The organism is Mycolicibacterium boenickei (assembly GCF_010731295.1).
GTDB lineage: Bacteria > Actinomycetota > Actinomycetes > Mycobacteriales > Mycobacteriaceae > Mycobacterium > Mycobacterium boenickei.
The window spans coordinates 674,418-687,073 of the sequence record NZ_AP022579.1 but is presented as its reverse complement, the minus strand read 5'-3'; the positions used below and the strand labels follow the sequence as shown (position 1 = coordinate 687,073).

Genomic DNA, 12,656 nt, shown 5'->3' with positions numbered 1-12,656 from the left:
CTCCCGGCATCCCGGTTGGTAGCCCGCACAGGTGTCTCTTGCATGTTTTGGCAGTTCCGTGTGTATAGTGAGCATTACTCGGCTTATGCCGAGGGTGTATCAGCCCGACCCCCCGGGGCTGATACACGACGACCTCCGCCTCCTCCCCCCCTGGCGGGGGTCGTCCCTTTTCTGGGGAAGAATCCTCGGCGACCGGGCCTCGTTGGTTGCGGAACCGTATTTTCAGCGTGCCGCCCCGGCGTGATCTCCGCGTCCCGGGCCCGCGATTGATCCACAGGCCCGACTTCATCCACAATCCGCGAATTGGTGATGGTGCCGGCCCGGTGGTTGCCCGCAGGGTGGGCATATGGCCACTCCCAACGCCTCGATCGCGCCCACCGGCACCGTGCTGGCCCTGATCGGCGACCCGCTGCTGCGGGATGACGTGTCCCGGGTGGCCGCGGCCGCCGGCGTCGCCCTCGTCGTCGTCGACGAACCCTCCGGACGCAAGGCCTGGATCGCGGCATCCGCGGTCCTGCTCGACGCTGCGGCCGCGCAGCGCTGCGTCGCCCGGGCGCTACCTCGACGCACCCGCGTGATCCTGGTCGGTCACACCGACCCGCGGCCGGACGACTGGCAGGCCGCGATCTCCGTCGGCGCGCAACACGTGGTGACGCTGCCCGCCCAGGACTCCGATCTCGTCGCGGCCCTGTCCGAAGCCGCCTGCCACGACGATGCCGGCCGCGGCCCGGCGGTGGCGGTGGTCGGCGCGCGCGGGGGAGCCGGGGCGTCGGTGTTCGCGGTGGCGCTGGCGCAATCGGCGTCCACCGCGCTACTGGTCGAGGCGGATCCGTGGAGTGGCGGGATCGATCTGGTGGCGGGCAGTGAGGAGCTGGCCGGGGTGCGCTGGCCCGATCTGGCTCTGCAGGGCGGCCGGCTGGGTTATCCGGCGTTGCGCGACGCGCTGCCCCGTCGCGACGGGGTCAGCGTGCTCTCCAGCGGGCGCTCGGGCACCGATATCGAGGCCGGGCCGCTGGGTGCGGTCATCGACGCGGGGTGCCGTGGGGGTGTCACGGTCGTGTGCGACGTGCCGCGCCGCGCCACCGAAGCGGCCGAGACCGCTTTGGACGCGGCCGATCTGGTGGTTCTGGTGACGCCCGCCGACGTGCGGTCGTGTACCGCGGCGGCGGCCGCGCGACCGTGGGTGCTGGCCTGCAATCCGAATGCCGGTGTGGTGGTCCGGGGTCCGTCCCCCGGCGGGCTGCGAGCCGCCGAGGTGGCCCGCATCGTGGACCTACCGCTGCTCGCGGCGATGCGGCCACAGGCCGGCCTCGCCGAGGTCTTGGAGCGTGGCGGGTTACGGGTGCGGCCCCGGTCGCCCTTGGGCTCGGCGGCGCGACGGGTGCTGTCGGTGCTGGCCGGTCATCCCGCGCAGGAAACGGGGGCAGCATGAGCGCCTCGCTGATCGACCGGGTCCGCGAACGGCTGGTGGCCGAGGCGTCCCCGCTGAGTCCCGGTGTGGTGGCCGCTGCGATCCGGGCCGAGTCCGGCGGTCTGCTCGGCGACACCGAGGTGTTGAGCAACCTGCGGCTGCTGGAGACCGAGCTGACCGGAGCCGGGGTCCTTGAGCCGCTGCTGTGTGCGCCGACCACGACCGACGTTCTGGTGACGGCCCCCGATGCGGTGTGGGTGGATGACGGCAGCGGGTTGCACCGCAGCACAGTGTCTTTCCCCGATGAAGGTGCCGTCCGCAGGCTGGCCCAGCGGTTGGCGTTGCTGGCCGGTCGCAGGCTCGACGAGGCGCAGCCGTGGGTGGACGGTCAGCTCACCGGCATCGGACCGTTCGCCGTGCGTCTGCACGCGGTGCTGCCGCCGATCGCCGCAGGCGGCACCTGCCTGTCGCTGCGGGTGTTGCGCCCGGCCACCCAGAATCTCGACGCACTCACCCGGTCCGGGGCGATCCCGCCGCAGGCCGCCGAACTCATGCGCGCGATCATCCGGGCCCGGCTGGCGTTTCTGATCTCGGGTGGCACGGGTTGTGGCAAGACCACCCTGCTGGCGGCCGCGCTCGGCGCCGTCCCGGCTCACGAACGCATCGTGTGCGTCGAGGACGCCGCCGAACTGGCTCCGCCGCACCCACATCTGGTCAGGTTGGTGGCTCGCGGTGCCAACGTCGAAGGCGTCGGTGAGGTCACGGTTCGCGACCTGGTCCGGCAGGCATTGCGGATGCGTCCCGACCGGATCGTCGTCGGTGAGGTTCGCGGGGCCGAGGTGGTGGACCTGCTGGCCGCGCTCAACACCGGGCATGACGGCGGGGCGGGCACCGTGCACGCCAACAGCCCGGCGGAGGTACCGGCCCGGTTGGAGGCGCTCGGAGCGCTCGGCGGATTGGACCGCGCCGCGCTCATCAGTCAGCTGGCGGCCGCCGTGCAGGTGCTGTTGCACGTGGGGCGGGACGGCGCCGGGCAGCGCAGGCTCGCCGAGATCGCGGTGCTGCACCGCGGCGCTCGAGGTGATCTTGAGGTGGTGACGGCCTGGCGTGCCGATGCCGGATTGGATTGCGGCGCAGACGCTCTCAATGCGTTGGTGGAACGGCGGGTGACGCCGTGACGGTGAGCGCACTTGCGCTGGCCGCCGCGCTCGTACTCTGGCCGGCCACGCCCCGGCGGACGGCGGCACTGCGCCGGGTGGATTCCCCGGTCCGCCGGATGCGTGCCGCGCCGGTTGTGGTGCCTGCGGGTGTCCTTCTGGCCTGGGTGATGCCGCTGCCGGTCGCCCTCGCCGCGGCGGTGGTGGCGGGCACCGTGGCGATCCGTCGGCGACGCCGCATGGCCCGGCGCCGGCGACAAGAGGAATCGGCGGCGCTGCAGGCCGCTCTGGATGTGTTGGTCGGCGACCTGCGCACCGGAGTGCACCCGGTCACCGCTTTCGCGACCGCCGCAGGCGAAGTGTCCGGGCCGGTGCACCGCGGGATGAGTGCGGTGGCCGCCCGCGCGCGGCTGGGCGCTGACGTCGCGGCCGGGCTCGACGATGTCGCGGCGGCCTCACGACTGCCGATGCACTGGCAACGGCTCGCGGTGTGCTGGCGCCTGGCTCACGCATACGGGCTGTCGATCGCCACGTTGATGCGCACCGCACAGCGCGACATCGTCGAGCGCGAACGCTTTTCCTCACATGTCGAGGCGTCGATGGCGGGCCCGCGGGCCACGGCGGCGGTGCTCGCCGGGCTGCCGGTGGCCGGAATCGCGCTGGGCCAGTTGATCGGTGCGCGGCCGCTGGCGTTCCTGTTCGGTGCGGGTGTCGGCGGCTGGCTGCTGATGGTCGGAGTGCTCCTGGCCTGTGCCGGCTTGATGTGGGCGGACCGGATCACTGAGCGGGTGCTGAGATGACCTGGGCTGCAATGTTTCTCGCGGTAGCACTGCTCGTCGGTGCGGATCCGGTCCGAGTGCGCAATCGCGCCGCGCCGGCCCGGGCGCGACGGGTCAATCTGAAGCAACCGCCTTCCGATGGCCCGCTCGCTGCCGCCTCGACGTTCGATCTGTTCGCCGCATGTCTGGCCGCCGGTATGGCGGTGTCGACCGCGGCGGCCGCGGTCAGCCCGTCGGCCCCGCCGTCGTTGGCGCCGCTGCTGCGCCGGGCGGCTGAACTGCTGGCACTCGGGGCGGACCCGGCGCGGGCGTGGGCAGGTGGTGCCGACGGCAATACTGCTGTGCCCCAGGACAAGAATGCTGAAGCGTTGTTACGCCTGGCTCGTCGGTCGGCCGCTTCGGGTAGTGCCTTGGCCGATGGCGTGGCGGAGCTGGCCGCCCGGACGCGGCACGAGGCCGCCACGTCCGCAGACGCGGTGGCAGAACGCGCGTCCGTTCTGGTCGCCGGCCCGCTCGGGCTGTGCTTCCTGCCGGCGTTTCTGTGTCTGGGCGTCATACCTGTCGTTGCAGGCCTGGCCGGTGACGTATTGGGCTCAGGGCTGTTGTGAAGACACATCGCAGAGGGAGGAAACACCATGGCAGGAAACATGTTTCGGCACGCGAACGCCAGGGCGACGCTGTTGATGCTCGACGAGTCGGGCATGAGTACCGTCGAATACGCGATCGGCACCATTGCCGCGGCGGCGTTCGGGGCGATCCTGTACACCGTGGTCACCGGGGATTCGATCGTGAGTGCGCTGACCAACATCATCAGCCGGGCGCTGAACACCAACGTCTAGGTGGCCGCCTGGATGACCGGGGTGCCGTCACCGTCGAGGCCGCGTTTGCGATCGCGTCACTGGTGGCGGTCCTGGTGGTGTGCCTCGGTGGACTCAGTGCGGTGGGCATGCAGATCCGGTGTATCGATGCCGCACGGGAAGCCGCTCGGTTGGCGGCCCGCGGTGAGGGCGAAGCGGCGACGGCGGCTGCTCGCCGGGTCGCCCCGCCGGGGGCGGTGGTGCATGTCGGGCAGGACGGCGGATTGGTGGTGGCCCGGGTCAGCGCAGCCACGGTGCTGCCGGGGCTCACCGTGTCCGCCGACGCGGCAGCGGCTCCCGAGCCTGGCGTCGGGTGAACGGGGATCGGCCACGCTGGTGGCCGCGGCCCTGATCGCGATGGTGATCGCGTTCGCGGTGGGCGGCGCCTACCTCGGTGCCGCGGTGGCGGCCCGGCACCGCGCCCAGACCGCGGCCGACCTGGCTGCCCTGGGCGCGGCGGCGGCCGTGGTGTCCGGCCCCGACGCGGCGTGCCGGCAGGCAGCTGACATCGCGGCCCGGATGCGTTCGGTCCTCGGAGATTGCCGGATCGACGAGCTCGACGTCGTGCTCGAGGTGGCGGTTCCGGTCCGGCTCGGGCGTTGGGGAGTCGGTCCGGCCCGGGCGGCCGCGCGTGCCGGGCCGGTGGAGGCGGCCGGTTAGTCGAGTTCGTCGAGGTCTGCCGCGGCGACCTCGTCGTCGGTCGGCAGCCGAAGCGCGATCAGCCCGGCGAAGGTGTCGTCATCGAGCTCGATCCGGTTGATCGTCATGTGCACGGGCTGCCAGCCCCCGTCTTCGGCGCGCATCCGCAGCACGGCCGTGGCGATGCCGTCGGAGAAATCCGTGGTCATCCGGGCCATGTGCCGGGCATCGGCCGGGTGGATGCGGGCGGGCCCGCCATCGCGGTTGCGCCAGTCGAAGAACGGTGCGGGTTCGTCGAGCCATTTCAGCAGCTTCCAGTCGTCGAGGCCGACCAGTGCCCGGTGCACGCCGGGCCGGGCCAGCCCGTCGAGGATGCGCTGGGCCAGATTGTCGGGGCGCACCGCGGGCTTTTCGCGCTCGCTGCGCCAATTCATCGCCCGGCAGATCAGCCGCTCCGAGCCGTCGTCCTGAGGCTCGAGTGCCACGCGCGCCACGAATCCCACTGTGATGAGCTCTCCACGGTGGTCGGTGACATCCCAGGTGGTGCACAAAGTGTTGCCGACGACGGGCTTGATCGTCATGGCCAGCACCTTGGCTTCACTGCTGTTGAGGTCCTTGGCGGGCAGATCATCGGCGAACGCCCGGTCGTGGGTGGCTTCGGTTTCCGGGTTCATTCCGCTGTTGAGCAACGATTCGGCGGTATCGGTGGCCACGCCCGTCGTCAGGTCCCAGACCAGCGGGCCCGGAACTGGGCGTTGTGGCGGCTCGGCATCGGTCGGCCCGATCCAGACGTGCACCCCGTGGATCTGTCCGTCGGACATCCGCACCACCTCGGTGCGGATTACGCGGTCATTCTTGGGTGTGATGCTGCTGAGGCCCTGGCCGGCCTGCACGGTTTCCCTGATGGCGCTCTGAATTGCCATCAGGTGCGGATTTCGGCGTAGAAACACACTGATCGGGACGAGGTTCTTCGTTTGCAGACCTCGTGCGACCACCACAGGCTCGCTACCCAGTGTCTCCACGAGCAGCCAGTCGTGGGTCATGCGCGGCATTTTACCGGCGATGCCCGTAGCTGCCCGGACGCCGGATGGCGGACCCGACGGCGACGGAATCCGCACCGGAAAACTGCGGATTACGGTCACAGGTATCCGAACTTGGGGCTGTCGGCTTGCAAACATGAGTGAGTTCACGTAATTTGCCACTGCGCCCGGCCTCCGGGATTGGGAACGGATCGCGTTGTCCGACCGTTCGTCGCAACGTCTGTGTGTTCGGCGTGGCCGAATGCAGCCACGTAGTTGTCGATCCGTGTCGTCGGCCGTCGAGGGGTCGGTCGTCAACGCGGTCGGGGGATCGCTGAGGACGTACTCAGCGCGCCGAGCACCAGGCGGAGCACTTTTACCGCGCCCGTTTTGTCCAGCGGGTCGTTGCCGTTGCCGCACTTCGGTGACTGCACACACGAAGGGCAACCCTGCGGGCACTTACACGCCTCGATCGCATCGGCGGTCGCGCCCCACCAGGTACTCAGATTGCGGAATCCGCGGTCTGCGAAGCCGGCGCCCCCCGGATATCCGTCGTAGACGAAGATCGACGGCAGACCGTCGACCGGGCCCACGGCCGTCGATACCCCGCCGATGTCGCCCCGGTCGCAGCTGGCCACCAGCGGTAGCAGCCCGATCGATGCGTGTTCGGCGGCGTGCAGACTCCCCGGTACGGACAGTGGGCCAATGCCGCTGTCCTGCAAGGCTTCCGGGGTGATGGTGCACATCACCGCCATGGTGTCCAGGGTGCTCGGCGGCATGTCCAGCTCCACGAAATCGATGACCTCGCCGTCGATGCGGCGGCGCAGGTAGCCGACCACGGTGTTGGTCACCGACACCGGAACCAGACCCACCGTGACCGGCCCGAACGTTTTTCGTTCTCCGGGCCCGGTGACGGATATGTCGGTGAGTTCCCTGGCGAACGTGCTGTAGCCGGGATCGGCGGCGTAGACGAACGCGACGCCATCCTCGAACGACAGCGAGTCGACCAGGTACGTCTCACCCTGATGCAGATACACCGCGCCGGGATGCAGAGAGGCTGCCGCCCGGCCGGCGCCGGTGCTGCCCAGCATCCGTCCCGTATCGGCTTCCAGGATCGCGATCTGGCCTCCGCTGGAGCCGCGGATGTCGACCGCCGGGTGCGGATCCACGCCGGGAGCGGGGAAGTAGCCGCTCGGACGCTTGCGCAACAACCCGTCGTCGACCAGGGTCTCGGCCACCGCCTCGGCGTTCCACAGCCGGACCTCGGCCGCGGTGAGCGGCAACTCGGCCGCGGCACAAAGTAGTTGTGGGCCCAGCACGTGCGGATTCGTCGGGTCGATCACCACCCGCTCGATCGGCTTGTCCAACAATGCAGCCGGGTGGTGCACGAGGTAGGTGTCCAGCGGATCGTCACGGGCGATCAACACGATCAGTGCGCCCTGGCCGCGCCGGCCGGACCGGCCTGCCTGCTGCCAGAACGAGGTGACGGTGCCGGGAAAACCGGCCAGCACCACCGCGTCCAGTCCGGCGATGTCGATACCGAGTTCCAGCGCGTTGGTGGTGGCGAGCCCACGCAGCCGGCCGTCGGTCAGCGCGTGTTCCAACTCGCGCCGGTCCTCGGCGAGATATCCGGCGCGATAGGAGGCCACCTGTTCGGCCAGCTCCGGTGCGGTGTCCTCCAACCGGGCCCGTGTTCCCAGGGCGGTGAGCTCGGCGCCGCGCCGGGACCGGACGAACGTCAGGGTGCGGGCGCCCTCGGTCATCAGATCGGCCATCACGCGGGCGGCCTCGGCGCCGGCCGAACGCCGGACCGGCGCGCCGTTCTCGCCGGTGAGATCGTCCAGCAGGGCCGGTTCCCACAGCGCGATCGTGCGGGCACCCTGCGGGGAGCCGTCCTCGGTCACCTCGGCGACCGTCTGGCCGATCAGCTCGGCGGCGGTCTCGGCCGGTGACGCCGTGGTGGCACTGGCGAAGATCACCGTCGGGCCGGCGCCATCAGGTGCGTACCGCGCACACAACCGCAGCAGCCTGCGCAGCACCATCGCCACGTTGGAGCCGAAAATGCCGCGGTAGTAATGACATTCGTCGACGACGACGAACTTCAGGTGGCGCAGGAACACCGCCCAGCGGGCATGGTTGCGCAGCAGCGACAGGTGGATCATGTCGGGGTTGGAGAAGATCCAGCGGGATCGTTCCCTGGCGAACCGGCGCACCTCGGTGGGGCTGTCACCGTCGTACGGGGCCGGTGCGACGTCGCGCAGCGCGGTCACGGTCTCGGTCAGCTGCTGCGCGGTGCGCAGCTGGTCGTGGCCGAGTGCCTTCGTCGGTGACAGGTAGAGCACCCGGGCCTGCCGGTCCTCGGCCAGCGCCGACAGGATCGGCAGTTGGTAGGCCAGAGACTTGCCCGACGCGGTTCCGGTGGACACGACGACGTGGCGTCCGTCGTGGGCCAGCTCCGCGGCGGCGAGCTGATGCGACCACGGGGCGGCGATCCCACGGTCGGTCAACGCCTGAACAACCTCCGGATGGGCCCATTGCGGCCACTGTTGTGGTTTGCCCTGCCGCGGAGGGATATCCGCAACATGGCGTAGCGGATCTTCGCCGGCCGGGGTGCCGTCGACGGCGCAAGCTAGCAGCTCACGGCCGAAATCTGACCCCTGATCCAGCACCGTTTGTCCTCCTGCGATCTAGCCCACCGACATGGAGTCGGATTTGTAAACGAATTGTTCACCACGCGCCGGACGCCAAGACTGTCGCAGCCGACCCGAACATGGTTGACTGATCACGGTCGCAGCTTCTGTGTTTGTACTCGCACTCGCAGGATCGTCGTTGCGATCGCGGTTCCTGCGAGGGTTGTAGGTCGGGTCAGTTCCGGGCGACGCCACGAAGGATGGCGGTCGGAACGGGCCCGGTACATCGGAAGTCGGTGGACCGCACCCGGTTGAAAGAGAAGGAAAGAACAAAAGATGCCACAGGGAACTGTGAAGTGGTTCAACGCGGAAAAGGGCTTCGGCTTCATTGCTCCGGAGGACGGCTCTGCCGACGTGTTTGTCCACTACACGGAAATTCAGGGCAGCGGATTCCGCACCCTGGAGGAGAACCAGAAGGTTGAGTTCGAGGTTGGCCAGAGCCCCAAGGGGCCGCAGGCCACGGGTGTTCGGGCCATCTGAGCCAAACAAACCCAACGAGACACCCCCGTGTGAGTCCGCATCGGACACCGCGGGGGTGTTCTCGTTTTTGCGGCTCTCGCTGGCTTAGTGTCAATTCGTGAGCCAGCTGTCCTTCTTCTCGGCCGAGTCGGTGCCGCCTGCGGTGACCGACCTGACCGGGGTGCTCGCCGGGCCCGGACAGGTGGTGCTGGCGAGCCAGGGCGGTCAACAGGCGGCCCGGATATCGGTGGTCGTCGATGAGCTCTGGCGCGCCCGGGGTCTGGCCGAGATGATCAGCGACGCCGGCTTGATATCGGAGATATCGCGGACCGACGAGAACAACCCGCTGGTGCGTACCGCGCTGGACCCGCAGTTGATGCTGATCGCGGGGGACTGGACCAGGGGCGCGGTCAAGACGGTTCCGGCCGGATGGCTGCCCGGTGCTCGCGAGCTGCGGGCCTGGGCGCTGGCCGCGGGCACGTTCGAGGCCGACGACCGCTATCTGCTCGGGCTGGACCCACATGCGCCTGACACCCACCCGGCGCTGGCCGCGGCCATGATGCGGGTGGGGATCGCGCCAACCTTGATCGGGACCCGAGGGTCGCATCCGGCCCTGCGGATCAGTGGGCGCCGACGCCTATCACGCCTGGTGGAGAACGTAGGGGAACCACCAGGGGACGCCGCGGCGTTGGCGCATTGGCCCCGTATTTAATGATGAACACGCGGAGAGCCGGTTTGCGTAGGCTCTCGCGTAATGCGAAATTGTCAGTTGCCGGGCGTGGCGCGGCAACTATAGAAGTGGAGCGTAGGCACAGTTGGCTGGCGATAGCGGCAGCGGTAGCAAGGGAAACGTCCGGCGACTCGTGATCGTGGAGTCGCCGACAAAAGCGCGCAAGATAGCTGGCTACCTGGGCTCCAATTACGTGGTCGAATCCTCCCGCGGGCACATTCGTGACCTGCCGCGCAACGCCGCTGACGTGCCGGCCAAATATAAAGGTGAGCCGTGGGCGCGCCTCGGAGTCAACGTCGACGACAACTTCGAACCGCTCTACATCGTCAGCCCGGACAAGAAGAGCACCGTCACCGAACTCAAGGACCTGCTCAAGGGCGTCGACGAGCTCTATCTCGCGACGGACGGTGACCGCGAGGGTGAGGCCATCGCCTGGCACCTGCTGGAGACCCTGAAACCCAAGGTGCCGGTCCGGCGGATGGTGTTCCACGAGATCACCGAGCCTGCCATCCGCGCCGCCGCCGAAAACCCGCGTGACCTGGATATCGCGCTGGTCGATGCGCAGGAAACCCGCCGTATCCTCGACCGGCTCTACGGCTACGAAGTGTCGCCCGTGCTGTGGAAGAAGGTCGCGCCGAAGCTTTCGGCAGGCCGCGTTCAGTCGGTGGCCACCCGCATCATCGTGCAGCGGGAGCGCGAGCGCATGGCGTTCCGCAGCGCCGGTTACTGGGACGTCAGCGCCGAGTTGGACGCGTCGGTGTCCGACCCGCAGGCCACCCCGCCGCGGTTCACCGCCAAACTCAACACCGTCGACGGCCGCCGGGTCGCCGCCGGCCGTGATTTCGACTCGCTGGGCCAGCTGAAGAAGCCCGACGAGGTGCTCGTGCTCGACGAGACCAGCGCAGGAGCCCTGGCCGCCGGGCTGCGCGGTGCCCAGCTGGCCGTCAGCTCCGTCGAGCAGAAGCCGTACACCCGCCGCCCCTACGCGCCGTTCATGACGTCGACGCTGCAGCAGGAAGCCGCCCGCAAGCTGCGGTTCTCCTCCGAGCGCACCATGAGCATCGCGCAGCGGCTGTACGAGAACGGCTACATCACCTACATGCGTACCGACTCGACCACGCTGTCGGAGTCGGCCATCAATGCCGCGCGCAACCAGGCGCAGCAGCTCTACGGCGCCGAGTACGTGCATCCGTCACCGCGGCAGTACACCCGCAAGGTCAAGAACGCGCAGGAAGCGCACGAGGCCATCCGCCCCGCCGGTGACGTGTTCCAGACCCCGGGTCAGCTGCACGCCCAGCTCGACACCGACGAGTTCCGGCTCTACGAGCTGATCTGGCAGCGCACCGTCGCCTCGCAGATGGCCGACGCGCGCGGTACGACGCTGTCGCTGCGGATCGCCGGCACCGCCGCTGGTGGCGAGCAGGTCGTCTTCAACGCGTCCGGTCGCACCATCACGTTCCCGGGCTTCCTCAAGGCCTACGTCGAGAGCATCGACGAGCTGGCCGGCGGCGAATCCGACGACGCCGAGAGCCGTCTGCCGAACCTGACGCAGGGGCAGCGCGTCGACGCCGCCGATCTGACCGCCGACGGCCACCAGACCAGTCCGCCGGCCCGCTACACCGAGGCCTCGCTGATCAAGGCCCTCGAAGAGCTGGGGATCGGCCGTCCGTCGACGTACAGCTCGATCATCAAGACCATCCAGGACCGCGGCTACGTGCAGAAGAAGGGCAGCGCGCTGGTGCCGTCCTGGGTCGCCTTCGCCGTGGTCGGCCTGCTGGAACAGCACTTCGGGCGTCTGGTGGATTACGACTTCACCGCGGCCATGGAAGACGAGCTCGACGAGATCGCCAACGGCCAGGAGCAGCGCACCAACTGGCTGTCGAACTTCTACTTCGGCGGTGAGCACGGCGTCGAGGGTTCGATTGCCCGGGCCGGTGGGCTCAAGCACCTCGTGGGCGGCAACCTCGAAGGCATCGACGCGCGAGAAGTCAACTCCATCAAGCTCTTTGATGATGACGAAGGCCGCGCCGTGGTGGTCCGGGTGGGCCGCAACGGGCCGTACCTGGAGCGGATGATCGCCGACCCGGACAATCCCGGTGAGCTCAAGCCGCAGCGCGCCAACCTCAAGGACGAGCTGACTCCCGATGAGCTGACCCTGGAGCTGGCCGAAAAGGCTTTCGCCACACCGCAAGAGGGACGTGTGCTGGGCGTCGACCCGGCGACCGGACACGAAATCGTTGCCAAGGACGGACGATTCGGTCCCTACGTCACCGAGATCCTCCCCGAACCGCCAGAGGACCCCGATGCGGGGACGACGGCCAAGAAGGGCAAGAAGCCGACGGGCCCCAAGCCGCGGACCGGATCGCTCTTGCGCACAATGGATCTCGAGACGGTGACACTCGACGACGCGCTCAAGCTGCTGTCGTTGCCGCGCGTGGTCGGCGTCGACCCGTCGAACAACGAGGAGATCACCGCGCAGAACGGCCGCTACGGCCCATACCTGAAGCGCGGCACCGACTCTCGCTCGCTGGCCACCGAGGAACAGATGTTCACCATCACCCTCGACGAGGCGCTGAAGATCTACGCCGAGCCGAAACGCCGTGGGCGTCAGGCCGCTGCGGCTCCGCCGCTGCGTGAGCTGGGCACCGACCCGGCATCGGGCAAGCCGATGGTGATCAAGGACGGCCGGTTCGGTCCGTACGTCACCGATGGTGAGACGAACGCCAGCCTGCGCAAGGGCGACGACGTCGCCTCGATCACCGATGAGCGGGCCTCGGAACTGCTGGCCGATCGTCGGGCCCGCGGGCCGGTGAAGAAGGCTGCCAAGAAGGCGCCCGCCAAAAAGGCCGCGGCCAAGAAAACCGCGGCCAAGAAAGCCCCGGCGAAGAAAGCCGCGGCCAAGAAGGCCTGAGCCT

12 protein-coding genes are annotated in these 12,656 nt (G+C 69.0%); 10 read left to right on the top strand and 2 right to left on the bottom strand.

Annotated features, from left to right (window positions below; all coding sequences use genetic code 11):
* Positions 1-346 precede the first annotated feature (346 nt).
* The 7 genes from ssd (at position 347) to G6N57_RS03035 (ending at position 4,864) form a co-directional block, all read left to right on the top strand.
* Positions 347-1,432: a septum site-determining protein Ssd gene (gene ssd, locus G6N57_RS03065; protein ID WP_077738680.1), complete on the top strand. Its 1,086-nt coding sequence runs from the start codon at positions 347-349 to the stop codon at positions 1,430-1,432.
* Positions 1,429-2,589: a TadA family conjugal transfer-associated ATPase gene (locus tag G6N57_RS03060; protein WP_077738681.1), complete on the top strand. Its 1,161-nt coding sequence runs from the start codon at positions 1,429-1,431 to the stop codon at positions 2,587-2,589. Before ssd ends, G6N57_RS03060 begins: the two co-directional genes overlap by 4 nt.
* On the top strand, positions 2,586-3,368 hold the full coding sequence (locus G6N57_RS03055) for a type II secretion system F family protein (RefSeq protein WP_097926121.1): 783 nt from the start codon (positions 2,586-2,588) through the stop codon (positions 3,366-3,368). Before G6N57_RS03060 ends, G6N57_RS03055 begins: the two co-directional genes overlap by 4 nt.
* A complete protein-coding gene (locus tag G6N57_RS03050) occupies positions 3,365-3,955 on the top strand; it encodes a type II secretion system F family protein (protein ID WP_077738683.1) in 591 nt (196 codons plus the stop codon). Before G6N57_RS03055 ends, G6N57_RS03050 begins: the two co-directional genes overlap by 4 nt.
* A gap of 27 nt (positions 3,956-3,982) precedes the next feature.
* The gene (locus G6N57_RS03045) at positions 3,983-4,186 is read left to right on the top strand and encodes a DUF4244 domain-containing protein (protein ID WP_077738684.1); all 204 of its coding nucleotides are present in this window, start codon (positions 3,983-3,985) and stop codon (positions 4,184-4,186) included.
* A gap of 62 nt (positions 4,187-4,248) precedes the next feature.
* A complete protein-coding gene (locus tag G6N57_RS03040; protein WP_234815713.1) occupies positions 4,249-4,521 on the top strand; it encodes a TadE family type IV pilus minor pilin in 273 nt (90 codons plus the stop codon).
* Positions 4,522-4,540: 19 nt separating this feature from the next.
* Positions 4,541-4,864, top strand: a complete 324-nt coding sequence (locus G6N57_RS03035; protein WP_322790647.1) for an Rv3654c family TadE-like protein — start codon at positions 4,541-4,543, stop codon at positions 4,862-4,864.
* On the opposite strand, the gene G6N57_RS03030 is transcribed toward G6N57_RS03035, so the two are convergent.
* Together G6N57_RS03030 and G6N57_RS03025 are read right to left on the bottom strand one after the other, a co-directional pair.
* Positions 4,861-5,886 (bottom strand): PAS domain-containing protein, encoded by a 1,026-nt coding sequence (locus G6N57_RS03030; protein ID WP_097926119.1) that lies wholly within the window; start codon positions 5,884-5,886, stop codon positions 4,861-4,863. The two genes, G6N57_RS03035 and G6N57_RS03030, sit on opposite strands and share 4 nt — an antisense overlap.
* 290 nt (positions 5,887-6,176) lie before the next feature.
* Positions 6,177-8,531, bottom strand: a complete 2,355-nt coding sequence (locus G6N57_RS03025; RefSeq protein WP_097926118.1) for a DNA 3'-5' helicase SftH — start codon at positions 8,529-8,531, stop codon at positions 6,177-6,179.
* 297 nt (positions 8,532-8,828) lie between these two features.
* Here G6N57_RS03025 and G6N57_RS03020 point away from each other — a divergent pair, with 297 nt between their 5' ends.
* The 3 genes from G6N57_RS03020 (at position 8,829) to topA (ending at position 12,652) form a co-directional block, all read left to right on the top strand.
* The gene (locus tag G6N57_RS03020) at positions 8,829-9,032 is read left to right on the top strand and encodes a cold-shock protein (protein ID WP_003882601.1); all 204 of its coding nucleotides are present in this window, start codon (positions 8,829-8,831) and stop codon (positions 9,030-9,032) included.
* Between the two features lie 97 nt (positions 9,033-9,129).
* Positions 9,130-9,723 (top strand): hypothetical protein, encoded by a 594-nt coding sequence (locus G6N57_RS03015; protein ID WP_077738685.1) that lies wholly within the window; start codon positions 9,130-9,132, stop codon positions 9,721-9,723.
* A 103-nt stretch (positions 9,724-9,826) separates the two neighbouring features.
* Complete coding sequence (gene topA / locus G6N57_RS03010; protein ID WP_077738686.1) at positions 9,827-12,652, top strand: type I DNA topoisomerase; 2,826 nt, start codon at positions 9,827-9,829, stop codon at positions 12,650-12,652.
* Positions 12,653-12,656: the final 4 nt, after the last annotated feature.

Bases quoted from the DNA above. Each gene is read 5' to 3' on its own strand.
- ssd (WP_077738680.1), top strand. From the start codon at position 347: ATGGCCACTCCCAACGCCTCGATCGCGCCCACCGGCACCGTGCTGGCC.
- G6N57_RS03060 (WP_077738681.1), top strand. From the start codon at position 1,429: ATGAGCGCCTCGCTGATCGACCGGGTCCGCGAACGGCTGGTGGCCGAG.
- G6N57_RS03050 (WP_077738683.1), top strand. From the start codon at position 3,365: ATGACCTGGGCTGCAATGTTTCTCGCGGTAGCACTGCTCGTCGGTGCG.
- G6N57_RS03045 (WP_077738684.1), top strand. From the start codon at position 3,983: ATGGCAGGAAACATGTTTCGGCACGCGAACGCCAGGGCGACGCTGTTG.
- G6N57_RS03030 (WP_097926119.1), bottom strand. From the start codon at position 5,886: ATGACCCACGACTGGCTGCTCGTGGAGACACTGGGTAGCGAGCCTGTG.
- G6N57_RS03020 (WP_003882601.1), top strand. From the start codon at position 8,829: ATGCCACAGGGAACTGTGAAGTGGTTCAACGCGGAAAAGGGCTTCGGC.